Origin of the sequence: Microbacterium sp. Se63.02b (assembly GCF_014171575.1) — a bacterium.
Taxonomy (GTDB): domain Bacteria; phylum Actinomycetota; class Actinomycetes; order Actinomycetales; family Microbacteriaceae; genus Microbacterium.
The window spans coordinates 2,863,160-2,878,444 of the sequence record NZ_CP050453.1 but is presented as its reverse complement, the minus strand read 5'-3'; the positions used below and the strand labels follow the sequence as shown (position 1 = coordinate 2,878,444).

Below are 15,285 nucleotides of genomic sequence, written 5' to 3'. Positions count from 1 at the left end.
GCGCCCGCTGCGGTGCCCTGCCCGTCAGAGCACCGACTGCGCGCGCGTCAGCACATCGCGGAGGATCTGCTCGATCTCGCGGAACTCCGTCGGACCCACGGTGAGTGGAGGCGCGAGCTGGATGACGGGATCTCCACGGTCGTCGGCGCGGCAGTACAGACCCGCCTCGAACAGGGCGGGTGAGAGGAAGCCGCGCAGCAGCCGCTCCGACTCGGCGTCGTCGAAGGTCTCCTTCGTGGACTTGTCCTTGACGAGCTCGATGCCGAAGAAGTACCCGTCGCCGCGCACATCGCCGACGAGCGGCAGGTCGAGCAGCTTCTCGAGCTCGGTGCGGAACAGCGGGGAGTTCTCGCGCACGTGGGCGTTGAGCCCTTCCTCGTCGAAGATCGCCAGGTTCTCCAGGGCCACCGCAGCCGACACGGGGTGCCCGCCGAAGGTGTAGCCGTGCGGGAACGAGACGTCGCCCTTGGAGAACGGCTCGTACACGCGGTCGCTGACGATCGTGGCGCCGATGGGGGAGTACCCGCTCGTCATGCCCTTGGCGCACGTGATCATGTCGGGGACGTAGCCGAGACCGGTGCACGCGAACGTGTGTCCGAGCCGCCCGAACGCGCAGATCACCTCGTCCGAGACGAGCAGGACGTCGTGGCGGTCGCAGATCTCGCGCACGCGCGCGAAGTAGCCGGGAGGAGGCGGAAGCACCCGCCGGAGTTCTGCACGGGTTCGAGGAAGACCGCGGCCACGGTGTCCGCCCCCTCGAACAGGATCATCTCTTCGATGCGGTCGGCGGCCCATCGACCGAAGGCTTCGAGGTCGTCAGCCGGGCCGCCCATCTCGGCCGCACGGTAGAAGTTCGTGTTCGGCACCCGGAAGCCGCCAGGCGTGACCGGCTCGAACATCGACTTCATCGCCGGGATCCCGGTGATCGCCAATGCTCCCTGCGGGGTGCCGTGGTACGCGACCGCTCGCGAGATGACCTTGTGCTTGGCGGGCTTCCCCTGCAGCTTCCAGTAGTGCTTGGCCAGCTTGAACGCGGTCTCGACCGCCTCGCCGCCGCCCGTGGAGAAGAAGACGCGGTTGAGGTCGCCGGGGGCCTCATCGGCGAGACGATCGGCGAGCTCGATCGCAGCCGGGTGCGCATACGACCAGAGCGGGAAGAACGACAGCTCCGACGCCTGCGCTGCCGCAGCCTCGGCGAGACGCCGCCGGCCATGGCCCGCATTCACCACGAAGAGGCCCGCGAGGCCGTCGAAGTACCCTTTGCCCTTCGCGTCCCAGATCCGGTGTCCCTCGCCTTTGACGATGATGGGCACACCCGACTCGGCCATGGTCGACTGTCGCGTGAAGTGCATCCAGAGATGGTCCTTCGCCATCGTCTGCAGTGCGGACTCGGACGGGATCGTGCGGGCGGTGCTCATCTGGTCCCCCAGTTGTAGAGCTGCTTCTGCAGCTTGGCGTAGATGAAGGTCTCGGTGGAGAGGACGCCGTCGATCGGTCGGATGACGTCGTTGATCAGGGCGAGCAGGTCGTCGTCGTCTTCGCAGACCACCTCGGCGAGCACGTCGAAGGACCCGACGGTGATGACCACGTAGTCGACCGCGTCGATCGCCGCGACGGCCTCCGCGACGCGCCGCGTGTCGCCGGACACGCGGATGCCGATCATCGCCTGTCGAGGGAACCCGAGTTGCATCGGATCCGTCACGGCGACGATCTGCATCACCCCGGACTCGGTCAGGCGCTGCACGCGCTGCCGCACGGCGGCCTCACTCAGGCCGACGACGCGTCCGATGTCGGAGTACGATCGACGACCGTCCTCCTGGAGCAGCTCGATGATGGTCTTGGAGATCGCGTCGAGCGAGGGATGCTTCTTCGGACCCATGATGCGATCCTCGCACCCGGGCCCGTGGTACGGCAACCGATTCCGCCGTGAAAACCGCGATCCTCGGCGGAATCAGCGGTGAAGACGGGTCACGTCTGGAGGGGACCCAGCAACGCCCCGGCCGCCGTGGAGTGCGCGGACTCGGGGTCGGAGGGGTGGAACGCGCCGGCGAGGACGTCTCGGTAGAGCCGCGACAACTCGTTGGCCGAGAAGTAGGAACCGCCGCCCGCGACGAGCATGGCGTCGTCGACGACCTGCTTGGCCATGGTGATCGCGCGGTGTTTGACGCCCGACAGCAGCGGGAACCAGCGGGCGCCGTTGTCGACCCGGTCGTCGACGTCTCGGGCGAGCTGGGCGATCTGCGGTGGCAGTGCGTCGTAGGCGATCGACATGTCGGCGATGCGCCAGCGGATGTCGGGGTCTTGACTGTACGCGAGGCCCGTCCTCTTCGAGTGTCGCTTCTGCGCGGTCGCCACGGCGAGTTCCAGTGCTCGCCGCGCGATGCCCGTGTACACGGAGGCGAGCAGGATCTCGAACACCGAGAAGATGCCGAAGACGATCGGGTCGGGGCTCGGTCCGGGGTCGATGCGTCGCACCACGTGTGCGGCATCCGCCGTGGCGCCGTTCAACCGGGTGGTCCTGCTCTGGGTGGCCCGCATGCCCAGCGTGTCCCAGTCGTCCGAGGTGGTCACGGCATCCGTGCGGTCGATGAACGCGAACACCAGCTTCGGCGCGTCGGCACTCGTGGTGTCGAGGCCGTGCAGGCCGAGTTTCGTCCACACCGGGGCGAGCGAGGTGAAGATCTTGGTGCCGGTGAACGAATAGCCCCCGTCGCCGTCCGGCACGGCCGCCGTGTCGCTGCCGAAGAGGACCAGGTCGTTGCCGCCTTCGCTGATGCCGAACGCGAAGACCTCGCCGGCGACCGCGCCGTCCTGGACGAACTCCAGGCCGGGTACGCCGCGGTCGGAGAACACCTTCGCGACGCCCGTCCACACCAGGTGCATGTTGATGGCCAGAGCCGTCGCGGGCGCCGCCCCCGCGAGATTTGCTTTTTATGGGATGGCGGCCTCGGCGACCCGAGGCCTGCACCGCCGCGTTCGGTCGGCACGAGGATCGACAGGTACCCGGCCGCGCGCAACTCGTCGAGGTCCGGCTGCGGAAAGGTGTTCTCGCGGTCGTGGATCGGTGCGCGTTCGCGGATCCGCGCGAGGAGATCGTCGGGAAGGTATGCGGTCGGGTCGAAGTCGCTCATGCCAGAGCCTCCAGAAGCTGTCGGATCGATTCGTCAGGGCGGTCGCGGTGCAGGGAGTGACCTGCTCCTTCGACGATGGACAGGGTGATCAGCGGGTTCGCGGCGAGTACCTCGCTCGCGAGGTCTCCCGTGAAGATGCTGTAGACGGCGGGGTCGGCGCCGATCACATGCGTGGGGACCGTCAGGCGGGCGGCCGCGTCGCGCACATCCCACGGCTGGTTCTGTGCACTGGTCTGCTCCACCGCCCAGGCGCTCGCCCGCCGCACCGCATCGATCTTCAACTCATGGTCCTGCGGGTGCCAGTGCGGATGCTCCTGCTGCACGACCTCGAGTCTCGTGTCGGCGAAGGCCCGCTCCTGGCTTCTGCGGACGATGGCCGCGTCGCGACCGTCGACGTGGATCGCCGGATCGATGAGCACGAGCCGACGGGCCCAGTCCGGTGCGGACGCCGCGGCGACGGTGCTCGCCGCGCCGCCGAGGGAGTGGCCGACCACGGCGTCCCAGGGGCCCGCGCCGTCAGGGCGGGTGGCGGCGAGGTCGTCACCGTATGCCGCGACCGTGTAATCGAGAGAACGCGGCGCATCGCCATGGCCACGCAGGTCGACCGCGGTCGCGTGCCAGCCCGCGCCGGCGAGGGCGTCGCCCATGCGCCACATCAGTGCGCCAGAGGACCCGAGACCGTGGACCAGGAGTGCCCGCCTGGCGGCAGACGGAGCACCCCACGAGAGGCGGGGCAGGGTGAGCGGTGCAGGCATGGCACCAGCCTACGACCGGGTGGCGGCCCTGGCCCCTGACGCTGTCCCCGTCAGTCGGAGCCGATCGCCGCCAACGGGGCAGGTCGGCCGCGATCGTCAGCACGCGCTCCGCCGCGGCATGCCCGGCGGAGAGTCGCTCGGCGAGGCCGGCTCCGTCGAGGGTCGCGGCGAGGAAGCCGGACGCGAAGGCGTCCCCGGCGCCGACCGGCTCGACGACGTCGACGACGGGTGCCGGGACGAACACCGGCTCGGCGTCGCCGTCGAAGGCCGTCGCGCCGACGTCGCCGTCCTTGACGACCAGCAGCGCGCAGTTCGGGAGGAAGGCACGGATGGCGGACGGCGTCGCCGTGCCCCAGATGCGCTCCGCCTCGTCGCGACCCACGAACGTGATGTCGGCGGCGTCCGATTTTTGCGCGAGCGTCTCCGCCGCGTCTTCCCGGCTCCAGCCGCTTCAACGGACGGCGATCGTTCACGTCGAACGACACGAGGGCGCCGGCGGTGCGCGCATCGGCGAACAGTCGGTCGACCATGTCTCGGCACGACGCGGAGAGGAATGGGAATGATCCCGGTGGTGTGCACGATGCGGACGCCCTGAAGCTGCGCGGTGCTCAGGAATCCCGGCTCCATGCGGAGGCCGATTATCCCCGACGGTAGTAGTAGACGGAGGAGGACTCGACCCCGGGGTCCTTGAACATCACGCCGGTCGGGGCGGCGTCGTCGCGCTCGACCCACAGTTCGACTCCCCGACGTGCCCGGAAACAGCCCAGCTCGGAGGCGACGCGGTCTCCGAGCGGGTCAGATTCCGAGGCGTGAAGCCCAGGCGACCCGGTGCCCGGTGGAGGCGACGCCGGCCGATCCACGTTGGATTCCGCACCCGCCAGTCCGATCGATGCCTGGGCGGCTGACGCGAGTCTGGCATCCGTCGGGGTGATCAGAGCCATGGTCTCGCCGATGCAGACGATCTCGGGGGCAGTGCGCAGAGAGGAGGAAGAGTTCATGAAGGGGTGACCGCCAGGGGTTCGGTGTCGGGATGCGGGCTCGCGTCGCGGTGACGCAGGTCGGGGAACGAACGGACGAAGACGATCGAGACGAGGAGTCCGGCCGCAGCGAAGATCGTGGCGGCGAGGTAGGCGCCACGCCAGTCGCTGACGTCGACGAGGAACCCGGCGACGGCGGAGGTTCGCGGCCGCGCCGATCAGCTGGCCGGTGCCCGCCCATCCGAAGGCCTCGGCTGTCTCGCTGAACTTCACGCTGGCGGAGGTGATCGCGAACAGCACGGCGAGTGCGGGGGCGATGCCGATCCCGGCGAGGATCAGCGTCCCGCCCAGCCAGAAGACGTTCAGCATGACCATCGTCAACCGAGGCCGATCGTGACGATGAGCAGGCGGCGCGCCATCGCCCACGTTGTTTTCGGGATGTGCCCGAACGCCAACCCGCCGGCGAGGCTGCCCGCCGAGAACACCGCGAGCACGAGGCCGGCCGCGAGACTGCCGTGCTCGAAGGTCGCGACGACGCCGACCTCGACCGCCGAGCACGCTCCGATCAACAGGAAGCCGATCACTGTCGCCAGCATCACGGGTGGCTTGAGCACCACCGTGCCCAGCGCGTTGCGGCTGCGCGGGATGCGCACCCGGCCGACCTCGGGGAGAGGATGAACCACGCGCCGCCGCCGACGAGGACCACGGCCACCAGCAGCAGCCCCTCCATGGTGCCGATCTGCGTGGAGACCAGTGTGATCACGACCGGGGCCAGCACCCAGATGATCGGTTATATGCAGGTTCCGGTTGTTGTTGCCGGTGACACACATTGGGCAGGCTTCCGCCCTGACATGATCAGCGCGCTGGCTTAATTATAATGGCCTGAGCGTTCCGGTTTGACTGTCATATCCGGACAATCCGCCTGACTGTTCAATCTGGCCGGTAATTCTCTGCCCGTCTTTCACATTGCAAGACGGGCAGAAGCCGGAACCAGAAACGGCATTTCAGGCAAATCACAAAAGCTATGCCCTCTTCCTGTATAATGCACAGCATTGGCTGCAAAGCCGGACTGGTGCCACTATATATAGAGGGTCTTTGTTTGACTTCAGTGTCTCACTGGAGATTTAACATGAGGAAGTGGCTATGAGCATGCTCGTCTATTTTTCAAGCGGCACGCAAAATACGCATCGCTTTGTCACAAAAACCGGACTGCCTGCTCTGCGTATTCCGTGCAGCATGAAGGCCGATCTTTTACAGGTGACACAACCTTTTGTGCTGGTTGTCGCAACCTATGCCGGCGGGGACGGACGCGGTGCTGTTCCCAAGCCTGTGATCCGTTTTCTGAATGACAGTGCCAACCGTTCCTTTATTCGCGGTGTGATTGCCGGTGGCAACCGTAATTTCGGTGCAACCTATTGTCTTGCCGGCAATGTCATATCTGAGAAATGTCAGGTGCCGTTTCTGTATCGCTATGAGCTGGCCGGAACGGATGATGACGTTATCAATGTGCGGAACGGTCTGCGGAAATTCTGGCAGGCAGACCTCGCTGCCTGACTTCTGAGCCCATACAGGGTTCAACAACGAAATTAAATTGCTGTCCGCCTTCTCAAACGAAAAGCCGGATCAGTATTGTGAACAGATGTGAAAGCGAAGCCGGTCTTTGTTTTGCACATACCGACAAATAAATTGGCCGAAAAATGAATTGGAAAAACTGTGGCGACTCTTGAGCTTGAACGGACAGAAAAGAACAACACCAACAGTTCAAACAACGGGAGTTCTAAAAGGACACTCCGGCAATGGACTATCATGCGCTGAATGCCATGCTGAACCTGTTCGGTCCGAATGGTGAGATCCAGTTTGATATGGATCGCAAGGCCGTTCGCCAGTATTTTCTCCAGCATGTGAACCAGAACACGGTTTTCTTCCACAATCTGGAAGAGAAGCTCGATTATCTGGTGACCCAGAATTATTATGAAAAAGAAGTTCTGGATCTGTATTCTTTTGAATTCGTCCAGAATCTCTTCAATCTCGCTTATAAAAAGAAGTTCCGCTTTCCGACCTTCCTCGGCGCGTTCAAATATTACACCAGCTATACGCTGAAGACTTTTGACGGTCTGCGCTATCTGGAACGTTATGAAGACCGCGTTTGCATGGTTGCATTGGCACTTGCCGACGGTGACGAGGCTCTGGCGATCTCGATCATGGAAGAAGTGCTGTCCGGCCGTTTCCAGCCTGCGACACCGACCTTCCTCAATGCCGGTAAAAAACAGCGCGGCGAGCTGGTTTCCTGCTTCCTGCTGCGCATGGAAGACAATATGGAATCGATCGGCCGTTCGATCAATTCCGCGCTGCAGCTTTCCAAGCGCGGTGGTGGTGTGGCCTTCTCGCTCACCAATATCCGTGAGCATGGCGCGCCGATCAAAATGATCGAGAATCAGTCTTCCGGTATTATTCCGATCATGAAGCTGCTCGAAGATGCATTCTCCTATGCGAACCAGCTCGGTGCACGTCAGGGTGCCGGTGCGGTTTATCTGAATGCCCACCATCCGGACATTATGCGCTTCCTCGACACCAAGCGCGAAAATGCCGATGAAAAATCCGCATTAAAACCCTGTCGCTCGGCGTGGTGATCCCGGATATCACCTTTGAACTGGCGAAGAATGACGAGGATATGTATCTGTTCTCGCCATATGATGTGGAACGCGTTTACGGTGTACCTTTCGGCGAAATTTCCGTGAGCGACAAATATCGCGAAATGGTTGATGACGGCCGTATCCGCAAGCAGAAGATCAAGGCACGCGCCTTCTTCCAGACACTGGCGGAAATTCAGTTCGAATCCGGCTATCCATATATCATGTTCGAAGACACCGTGAATGCAGCCAATCCGATTGCCGGCCGCATCACCATGAAATCTCTGCTCGGAAATTCTTCAGGTCAGCGAAGCCAGCACCTATAAAGACGATCTGAATTACGAACATATCGGCAAGGATATTTCCTGTAACCTCGGCTCGCTCAATATTGCGATGACCATGGACTCACCGGATTTCGGCAAGACTGTTGAAACGTCGATCCGTGCGCTGACCGCTGTGTCGGATATGAGCAAGATCAATTCCGTGCCATCGATTGCCCGCGGCAATGATGAATCACACGCGATCGGTCTGGGTCAGATGAACCTGCACGGCTATCTGGCGCGTGAACGCATTTTCTACGGTTCTGAAGAAGGTGTGGATTTCACCAATATCTATTTCTACACCGTGACCTATCACGCGATTAAAGCGTCCAACCGCATTGCGATGGATCGCAAGTCGAGCTTTGTCGGCTTTGAAGATTCAAAATATGCCGACGGCACATTCTTCGACAAATATACTGACAAGGTCTGGGAACCGGAAACTGCCCGCGTTCGTGAACTGTTTGAAACAGCAGGTGTTACGATCCCGACACAGGCAGACTGGGAAGAGCTGCGCAAATCGGTGATGGCGCATGGTATGTATAACCGCAACCTTCAGGCTGTTCCGCCGACAGGTTCGATTTCTTACATCAACAACTCGACCTCTTCGATTCATCCGATTGCGTCCAAGATTGAAATCCGCAAGGAAGGCAAGATCGGCCGCGTTTATTACCCGGCCCCGTTCATGAGCAATGATAATCTCGATTATTATCAGGATGCCTATGAGATCGGCGCGGAAAAAATCATCGATACCTATGCAGCGGCAACGCAGCATGTGGATCAGGGCCTGTCGCTCACGCTGTTCTTCCGCGATACCGCAACAACACGCGATATCAACAAGGCGCAGATCTATGCATGGCGTAAGGGAATCAAGACAATCTACTATATCCGCCTGCGCCAGATGGCTCTGGAAGGCACACAGGTAGAAGGCTGCGTTTCCTGCACCCTGTAAACCCTATCCTTTTATATCAAACCGTCTGCCGCAGTGCAGACGGTTCATCTGGAACAGATCAGAGCACGTTATGAACGCCCAACCTAAACTCGTCTGCGCCACAAAGGCTGTTAACTGGAACCGTATCGAGGATGATAAAGATCTCGAAGTATGGAACCGTCTGACCGGTAATTTCTGGCTGCCGGAAAAAGTCCCGCTGTCCAATGATATTCCGTCCTGGGGTACGCTGACGCCGGCAGAAAAAACACTGACTATCCGTGTTTTCACCGGCCTGACCCTGCTGGACACTATCCAGAACACTATCGGCTCAATCAGCCTGATGCCGGATGCTGTGACCCCGCATGAAGAAGCTGTATTGTCGAATATCAGCTTCATGGAAGCGGTTCATGCCCGCTCCTATTCCTCGATCTTCTCCACCCTGTGTTCGACACCGGATGTGGATGATGCCTATCGCTGGAGTGAGGAAAACCCGCATTTGCAGCGCAAAGCGGCTCTGATCATCAATGAGTATAAATCTGATGATCCGATGAAGCGCAAAATTGCCAGCGTATATCTGGAAAGTTTCCTGTTCTATTCCGGCTTCTATCTGCCAATGTACTGGTCGAGCCGCGCCAACGCTGACCAATACTGCCGATCTTATCCGCCTGATTATCCGTGACGAAGCCGTGCACGGCTATTATATCGGCTATAAATATCAGGTGGCTTTTGGAAAAGAGAGTGAAGCCCGCAAGGAAGAGCTGAAAGATTTCGCCTTCTCGATGCTGCTCGATCTCTATGAAGTTGAAACCAAATATACAGAAGCGCTTTATGACGGCACCGGTCTGACCGAAGATGTCAAAAAATTCCTGCACTATAATGCGAATAAAGCGCTGATGAATCTCGGCTATGAGCCATTGTTCCCGAGCACTGTGACCAATGTTAATCCGGCGATCCTGATCACTCGCTCCAAGAGCCCTAGCGTCCAGCCATCGACAGTCGACCAGATCGGCAAGGTCTGCATCGCGGACAATCGCTCATCGTCGGTTAGGCATGTGGGGTTCTCCGTCCACTTACGTCCGATGTTATGAGCGTGCTTTTCGAAGGCCCCGAGGACGAAGGGTTCCCGCGACCGGCTGATCTGGTCACGCAGGATGACATGCACAGGGGTCGCTGACGCGTTCATTACCTGGAAGTGAGACGCCTCCAGGAAGCATGCGCGGTCGGGGAATAGTGAGCAGTGTGCCTCAACGAGGGCTGCGCGAAGACGCCATTCCACGTCGCGGATCGCTGCGAACAGGCGAGTGGAGACGCTGTGGTCGATTTCCACCATGCGGATGACGCGGTCGATACGATCATCGCCCTGAACGAGTCCCTCTCGGCGGAGTTTCCGGAAGTTGCGGGCGTAGCCGAGGAAGTAGTGGAAGTTGGTCCGAGCGATGAACTCGCGAGCATGGTCGCTCAGCGAGTGTTCGTTTACATAACCACGGTCGACGAGATACGCCGCGCGTTCGTCGAGCGTGAGAAAGCGTCGGTCAGTGCTCATCATGCCGCCTCGCAAAAAAGGACCCCCGCAGTGCGCATCGTTGAGAGGCGGCGGGGGACTGGTGATTTCAGTCTAGAGGGAGCCACAGACATCACTCAAGTCGACGACGTTCGTCGATGCGGCATCGCACCGCGCGTAGTGATATTGAAACGCCGAGCGTCGTCTCGTCATCGCCGTCCGCTGGAGCCCACGAGATCCTCCCGCCCGTCGCACACGCTCAGCGCGGGGATGGTTCCGACCTGCGTGGTTCCCGTCGCAGCAAACACATTTCCCGAAAATGAAATAAGATGAATAGCGTTTGCGGCGTAGGCGTAGGCGTAGGCGGAGTGCGGCTGAAGGTCAGAGGCACGGTGCGAACCTGCCTTGCGTGAGTCGGCTGACCCTCCCGTTGCACTGTCTAGGACACAGGTTGCGGATCGCCTGGGTTCCACCTAGGCGAAGCAATCCGGAGCATCTCAGTTTTGGAGTTTGAGGTGTCCCGCACGAGCTCCGGCGACCGTACCATCGACCGAGAAACGGGGTAGCCGGCAATGCCTATCGGCGCGTCCCAGGTGGACTTCGCAACCTTCACCGGAACTGTCGCCTTTCACCATGTCGTGCAAGGTGCCAAGGTAGTGGCCGCCGGGAAGGCTAACGACCCTGCGAAACGGTGCGGGCCGACGTCGAGCCGATAGAAGCTCCCCGGAGAGTAGACCGTGGGCATAGGCCATGTCGGGCGCTCCCGGGGAGGCGGAGTAGGAGTGCCGGCTGCTTCATGGGGGCTCCAGACGAGGCCCTATGTGCCAGTGGTGACACCCACGGTCGTGGCCGTCGCCTTCCGTCCCGGATGTCCGCACCTGCCGTTAGCCTGTGAGCATGACAGTCCTTCAGCCGGAGATGGTCACTCGACTGAGCATTCTCTCCATCGCAGCCGAGATGGCGGCCCGCACCTCCAACGGTGATGTCGGCGGTCGTGCGCTCCTTGACGCGCTCCCCGGGTCGCTCGGCGTGACGGCCGGCGCGCTCGACGACCATGTGAAGCTCATGGAGCAACAAGATCTCGTGAAAGGGATCTTCACGATGGGTGGTCTGGCGGCGGTCTTCGTGCGCCCTAGGGGGAAAGATCTGGCCGCGCAGTTCGAGCGTGACAGGCGAGACCCTGTCGACCGGCTGCTAGCGCTCGAAGACGACTATCTGCGGTGGCTGTACACGCGTGTCGAGATCGAAGGTGTTGTCCCCGTCGCCCGCGACTTCCTCGATGCAAAGTTCGGGTATCTCGGAATCGCGTACACCGAGGGCGAAGTAGAGAAGGCGACCTCGCGCCTGCACGCGAAAGACCTCCTCGAGCCGGGAAGTCTCGACATGACGGAGACGGGGCGGAAGACAGTAGAGCACAAGCGCTCGGTGCGCGACCTCGACCGCGTGGCCACCGTAAGCCATGTCACCACCCACATCACAGACAGCACCAATGTCTCCGTCGGCAGTTCGAACGTCACTCAAACGGCGACGATCCAGGCGTCCTGGGCTGATGAGGTGACGCGACTGCTAGAGATAGTGGGGCAGTCGATGGCGGCGCTTCCCGACAAGGTCGGTGACGCCATCGCACCGCTGGTGGAGGATGCTCGTGAAGGCGTCGCCGCTGAGGAGAAGTCACGGGTGAAGCGAGCGCTAAGTAGCATCGCAGGGTTCCTGAACGACACCGCCGCGGGAGCGCTCGGCGGACACCTGGCGACCCAGATTCCGCAGGTAATGGCGCTGCTCTGACAGCCTTCACAGCGTCAGCGGCTTGACGTGGCATGCGACGATCCGGGCGACAGGCGTCGGACCGGCCTTGGATAACTTGGCCATGCCGCCCCCAGGTCTCTCGCGCCGGACGCAGGGGAGCTATAGACGCGACGGCTTCAAGGTCACGAGCCAAGGCAAGGTGACCGACACGGTATCGACGCAGAAGGAAGCGGAGGCGCGTGCGAAGGCCCAAGTGTCCGGTGCGGGCGGAGGTCAGGTCTACATCCATCGTCGCGACGGGACGATCCGGGACGCCGACACGGTGTACCCGGGGAACCAGTCTTCCGCGAGAGACACCAAGCACTGATTGCGTCGCCCGTGATCCGCGACTTGGGTAACGCTACGTTCGGTCCGTGAATCTGGGACAGTGTCAATCATGTCCCTCAGCGAACTGATTTCTACGACTGCGTTAGCCCTTTCCGCGGTCGCCATCTTCATTACACTGGCATGGCGACAGCGCCCGTTCATTCGCGTGGAGTTCAGCGATCTGAAGGACAACAGCGAGACATCGCAACCACGGTGGCGCATCCGTGTATCCAATCGAGGCAACGGCGAGGCCTGGGACGTTCGGATCCGAGTCTTGCCAGGTGATGGCTTGGACGAAGTATGGACGATTGGGACGCTGAAGCCCGATGAGTCGCACGACCAAGAGTTCATGGTCACCCCTTTCGTCGACCTAGGGGGAAGGTAGCGGTATCTGGGCAGACGGCAAAGTCGACCCACGCTCGTTAAAGGCGGTGGTGCGGTGGCGTGCGCTGCCATTCATTCGCTGGTATCGACGAAAGACGGTTCGCGTGGGAACGCAGACCGAGAACCTCGTGTGGTATCGAGAGGAGTAGCTATTTGGTCGCGCGCTAGTTGGGTGCGCTGGGAAACAGGGTGTAGTGGGTCCTGAAAGCGGCTTCGAGCTGTGGCCGCAAACTCGACAGGTACCGCTTCCCAACCGCGCTCAACGGAAGCGCGCTGCCTTGGCTCGCGAGACGAGAGGCCACGATCTTGTGCCCCACGCCGTTCGGGAGTCCAAGGTGGCTCTTGGCGTAGTCGTCGACGGCCCTCGCAACGGTCACCTTCGTCGCGAGGTCTTTCAAAGGGATCGACTTTCCTTGCTCGGCCAGCACCTCGTTCACGGTCTCGACGTAAGTCGCGCGGTCGATGAGGTCTTCTATGGCCTTACCCTTGGGCAGTTGAAAGATGTGACTTCGCGGAACACCTTCAGCTTCAAGCTGCCTCTTCTTGATGTCGCCTGATCCATCTCCGTCGACCAAGAATGTCGTGATGAGCGCGACGGAACTGATGGCTCTCGGTGCCGAAAGATTGGAGAGCCCGAAGGCAACCTGGAAGTCGAGCTGAGACCCGTCGGTCGCGTTGCGCAAGAGGGTGGGAAGCAAGATCATTTCGCTGACTCCCTCCGCGAGCACCGCGCGGCGGAAGGCCGAGAAGGCGGCTGCCTCAGCGCCCATCGCGAACAACAGGTGCGAGAAGCCCGGATGTTCATTCGTCCAGAAGTTGTTCGAGAGGATGCTCGTCCCGGGGTCATCGGGATTGCGTGAGACCACCCGGATCCCGGTCCCCAGATCGAGGGGTAGACATCCGGGCGAGTGCGTCGTGTAGAGCACTTTGTGAACTCTGAGCTCGTGGGTAAGCACGCGCACGAGGTCTGCTTGAGCGTCGTAGTGGAGGTTTCGCTCTGCCTCGTCGACGAGGAGTACCGGTGGGACATCGAGGTTGGCGGCGAGAAGGAAGCAGACGAGTCCGAGGAAGGTTCTTAGGCCATCGCTGCGCTCAGCAATCGGTGTGACCACATAGTCGGGGCTATCCAGCTCCAGAATGTTGACCTCAACACGCCGCCCTGGTTGAGTCTCAACTGGACGGTGAGTTCGGACTGCGTCCACATCGGCTGGAGTCGCGCGCGGAGTGTTTCGTTCATACGATGCTCCAGCGTCCGCATGGTGGCCGGGTCGCCGCCAGTCGTGGCAGACCAGATGTCTTCCACGCTGGTCCCCGCGACGCTGACGAGGTTCACTAAGGGAGACGGAGGATTCTCTCGCAGCGATGTGTCTTCAAGATGGTAAGACTCAGATAGCTCTCGGTCATTGTCTCCGAACAGGAGGAACTTCGGCACGCGTTGTTTGAGGGCTGCGCGGATCGTGTCCTTCGGGTGCGCACGCTCGCCTGACACTGCAGCGGCCCGGAGTGCGGTTGCTGCGTTCTCGCTGGCTGTGCGCAGCGCGGTAAGACCTCGCGGTTTGGAGTCCTGCTGGTCGATCTCGTTCGCAAGAGTGGTGAGAACATCGGCCGCGACACGTAATGGTGCGACGCGTTGCGCGGTCCAGACCGAGTCCGATGGGTCGAGGGAATGCTCTGCCGCTTCGATAGCGTCGTTCGGGTCATCGATCTCGAGGTCCTCGAGAACGTCATACGCGGCCTCCATCCGACTGGCCGCTTTGGCGAGCAGCTTCGAGGCGAGCTCGAATGGGCGAGGATTCCGCTTCACGGTCGATTCGATGCCGGTGGTCTGCTGGCCGTTCTTCTGACGATTGAGTCGGAACTGAGTGACTGTCTTGAGAGAGACAGGGCGGTCAGTGTCCAGATCTAGCTGTCTCAACGCTTCGATGTCATCGGCTTCAACACGGTAGTAGGCGCGGACGACCAGTGCGTCGTCCGCCGGACGCTGGCGTCGATTCTGATCCCGGATTGGCAGTGCAGGATCCTCAGACTCGTCAGTGAGCCAGGCAAGTCCTCGCAGAACGCTGGTCTTTCCTGCTTCGTTTGGTCCGATGAACGCGATGGTCTGGCCGTCCACATTGCAGGATGTCTGGTCGAGCCGCTTGAACCCGTTGAACTCGATCTTCGACAACTGCATGCCACATCCCCCAGCCGTTTGTGGCTTTATATTGGCACACCAGCTCGTCGGAGAGGCGAGTTTGAAGTGCAGGTGCGCTCCGCCGGGCGCGCCCGCGCGCTCTGATATCTCGCTCGACGGCCGACCGGGGGCTTGGGGAAACGCCTCTAACTACCTGCTGGAGTTGAATCCCTCCGACAATTGCGACGCATCAGTGGGCACGAGCCGCGTGGATTCGATGTAGTTGAAACGCCTTGAGTATCGCGGCTCCAAGACTGTGCCAACTTCTGCGACGCATCTTGGAGTTGGCGGCCCGCACTGTCTTCAGCGTTCCCTTGAGCCAGGTGCTACATATCTACGCCAGGATTGTCGACGCGGCACAGTCGCTGTAGATC

At 61.3% G+C, this 15,285-nt stretch carries 10 protein-coding genes and 6 pseudogenes; 7 read left to right on the top strand and 9 right to left on the bottom strand.

Annotated elements, in window-relative coordinates; genetic code table 11:
* Positions 1-24: 24 nt before the first annotated feature.
* The 5 genes and pseudogenes from G4G29_RS14095 to G4G29_RS22370 form a co-directional block, all read right to left on the bottom strand.
* Positions 25-1,418: pseudogene (locus G4G29_RS14095) on the bottom strand (aspartate aminotransferase family protein).
* Positions 1,415-1,879 (bottom strand): Lrp/AsnC family transcriptional regulator, encoded by a 465-nt coding sequence (locus G4G29_RS14090; RefSeq protein ID WP_183150543.1) that lies wholly within the window; start codon positions 1,877-1,879, stop codon positions 1,415-1,417. The pseudogene G4G29_RS14095 and the gene G4G29_RS14090 overlap by 4 nt, the downstream one beginning before the upstream one ends.
* An 89-nt stretch (positions 1,880-1,968) precedes the next feature.
* Positions 1,969-3,131: pseudogene (locus tag G4G29_RS14085) on the bottom strand (acyl-CoA dehydrogenase family protein).
* Positions 3,128-3,886, bottom strand: a complete 759-nt coding sequence (locus tag G4G29_RS14080) for an alpha/beta hydrolase (RefSeq protein WP_183150542.1) — start codon at positions 3,884-3,886, stop codon at positions 3,128-3,130. The pseudogene G4G29_RS14085 and the gene G4G29_RS14080 overlap by 4 nt, the downstream one beginning before the upstream one ends.
* Positions 3,887-4,046: 160 nt before the next feature.
* A pseudogene (locus tag G4G29_RS22370) lies at positions 4,047-4,268 on the bottom strand (PfkB family carbohydrate kinase); the annotation flags it as partial.
* On the opposite strand from G4G29_RS22370, the gene G4G29_RS22365 reads away from it, so the two are divergent.
* Positions 4,216-4,449 (top strand): hypothetical protein, encoded by a 234-nt coding sequence (locus tag G4G29_RS22365; RefSeq protein ID WP_244632665.1) that lies wholly within the window; start codon positions 4,216-4,218, stop codon positions 4,447-4,449. The pseudogene G4G29_RS22370 and the gene G4G29_RS22365 sit on opposite strands and share 53 nt — an antisense overlap.
* A 75-nt stretch (positions 4,450-4,524) precedes the next feature.
* Here the strand turns inward: G4G29_RS22365 and G4G29_RS22360 are convergent, their stop codons facing one another.
* Complete coding sequence (locus tag G4G29_RS22360; protein ID WP_244632045.1) at positions 4,525-4,884, bottom strand: hypothetical protein; 360 nt, start codon at positions 4,882-4,884, stop codon at positions 4,525-4,527.
* Positions 4,881-5,650, bottom strand: a pseudogene (locus G4G29_RS14070) (MFS transporter); the annotation flags it as partial. The gene G4G29_RS22360 and the pseudogene G4G29_RS14070, both read right to left, overlap by 4 nt.
* Before the next feature lie 356 nt (positions 5,651-6,006).
* On the opposite strand from G4G29_RS14070, the gene nrdI reads away from it, so the two are divergent.
* The 6 genes and pseudogenes from nrdI to G4G29_RS14035 all read left to right on the top strand — a co-directional run bounded on the left by nrdI (position 6,007) and on the right by G4G29_RS14035 (position 12,355).
* Positions 6,007-6,417: a class Ib ribonucleoside-diphosphate reductase assembly flavoprotein NrdI gene (gene nrdI, locus G4G29_RS14060; RefSeq protein ID WP_022710813.1), complete on the top strand. Its 411-nt coding sequence runs from the start codon at positions 6,007-6,009 to the stop codon at positions 6,415-6,417.
* Positions 6,418-6,659: 242 nt separating this feature from the next.
* Positions 6,660-8,762, top strand: a pseudogene (nrdE, locus tag G4G29_RS14055) (class 1b ribonucleoside-diphosphate reductase subunit alpha).
* A gap of 70 nt (positions 8,763-8,832) precedes the next feature.
* Positions 8,833-9,697: pseudogene (gene nrdF / locus G4G29_RS14050) on the top strand (class 1b ribonucleoside-diphosphate reductase subunit beta); the annotation flags it as partial.
* Between the two features lie 356 nt (positions 9,698-10,053).
* Complete coding sequence (locus G4G29_RS14045) at positions 10,054-10,575, top strand: hypothetical protein (RefSeq protein WP_183152929.1); 522 nt, start codon at positions 10,054-10,056, stop codon at positions 10,573-10,575.
* 564 nt (positions 10,576-11,139) lie between these two features.
* Positions 11,140-12,027 carry a hypothetical protein gene (locus G4G29_RS14040; protein ID WP_183150541.1) on the top strand — a complete coding sequence of 296 codons (888 nt, stop codon included), beginning with the start codon at positions 11,140-11,142 and terminating at the stop codon, positions 12,025-12,027.
* A gap of 82 nt (positions 12,028-12,109) precedes the next feature.
* Positions 12,110-12,355: a DUF2188 domain-containing protein gene (locus tag G4G29_RS14035; RefSeq protein ID WP_183152848.1), complete on the top strand. Its 246-nt coding sequence runs from the start codon at positions 12,110-12,112 to the stop codon at positions 12,353-12,355.
* Positions 12,356-12,902: 547 nt separating this feature from the next.
* On the opposite strand, the gene G4G29_RS14030 is transcribed toward G4G29_RS14035, so the two are convergent.
* Together G4G29_RS14030 and G4G29_RS14025 are read right to left on the bottom strand one after the other, a co-directional pair.
* Positions 12,903-13,850: an AAA family ATPase gene (locus G4G29_RS14030; protein WP_183152928.1), complete on the bottom strand. Its 948-nt coding sequence runs from the start codon at positions 13,848-13,850 to the stop codon at positions 12,903-12,905.
* Entirely contained in the window at positions 13,814-14,911 is a 1,098-nt protein-coding gene (locus tag G4G29_RS14025; protein ID WP_183150540.1) for an ATP-binding protein, read from the bottom strand. The genes G4G29_RS14030 and G4G29_RS14025 overlap by 37 nt, the downstream gene beginning before the upstream one ends.
* Between the last annotated feature and the right edge of the window lie 374 nt (positions 14,912-15,285).

What these genes read in the sequence shown, in the direction of transcription:
- G4G29_RS14090 (WP_183150543.1), bottom strand. Translation starts at nt 1,879, where the DNA reads ATGGGTCCGAAGAAGCATCCCTCGCTCGACGCGATCTCCAAGACCATC.
- G4G29_RS14080 (WP_183150542.1), bottom strand. Translation starts at nt 3,886, where the DNA reads ATGCCTGCACCGCTCACCCTGCCCCGCCTCTCGTGGGGTGCTCCGTCT.
- G4G29_RS22365 (WP_244632665.1), top strand. Translation starts at nt 4,216, where the DNA reads ATGGCGGACGGCGTCGCCGTGCCCCAGATGCGCTCCGCCTCGTCGCGA.
- G4G29_RS22360 (WP_244632045.1), bottom strand. Translation starts at nt 4,884, where the DNA reads ATGAACTCTTCCTCCTCTCTGCGCACTGCCCCCGAGATCGTCTGCATC.
- nrdI (WP_022710813.1), top strand. Translation starts at nt 6,007, where the DNA reads ATGAGCATGCTCGTCTATTTTTCAAGCGGCACGCAAAATACGCATCGC.
- G4G29_RS14040 (WP_183150541.1), top strand. Translation starts at nt 11,140, where the DNA reads ATGACAGTCCTTCAGCCGGAGATGGTCACTCGACTGAGCATTCTCTCC.
- G4G29_RS14035 (WP_183152848.1), top strand. Translation starts at nt 12,110, where the DNA reads ATGCCGCCCCCAGGTCTCTCGCGCCGGACGCAGGGGAGCTATAGACGC.
- G4G29_RS14025 (WP_183150540.1), bottom strand. Translation starts at nt 14,911, where the DNA reads ATGCAGTTGTCGAAGATCGAGTTCAACGGGTTCAAGCGGCTCGACCAG.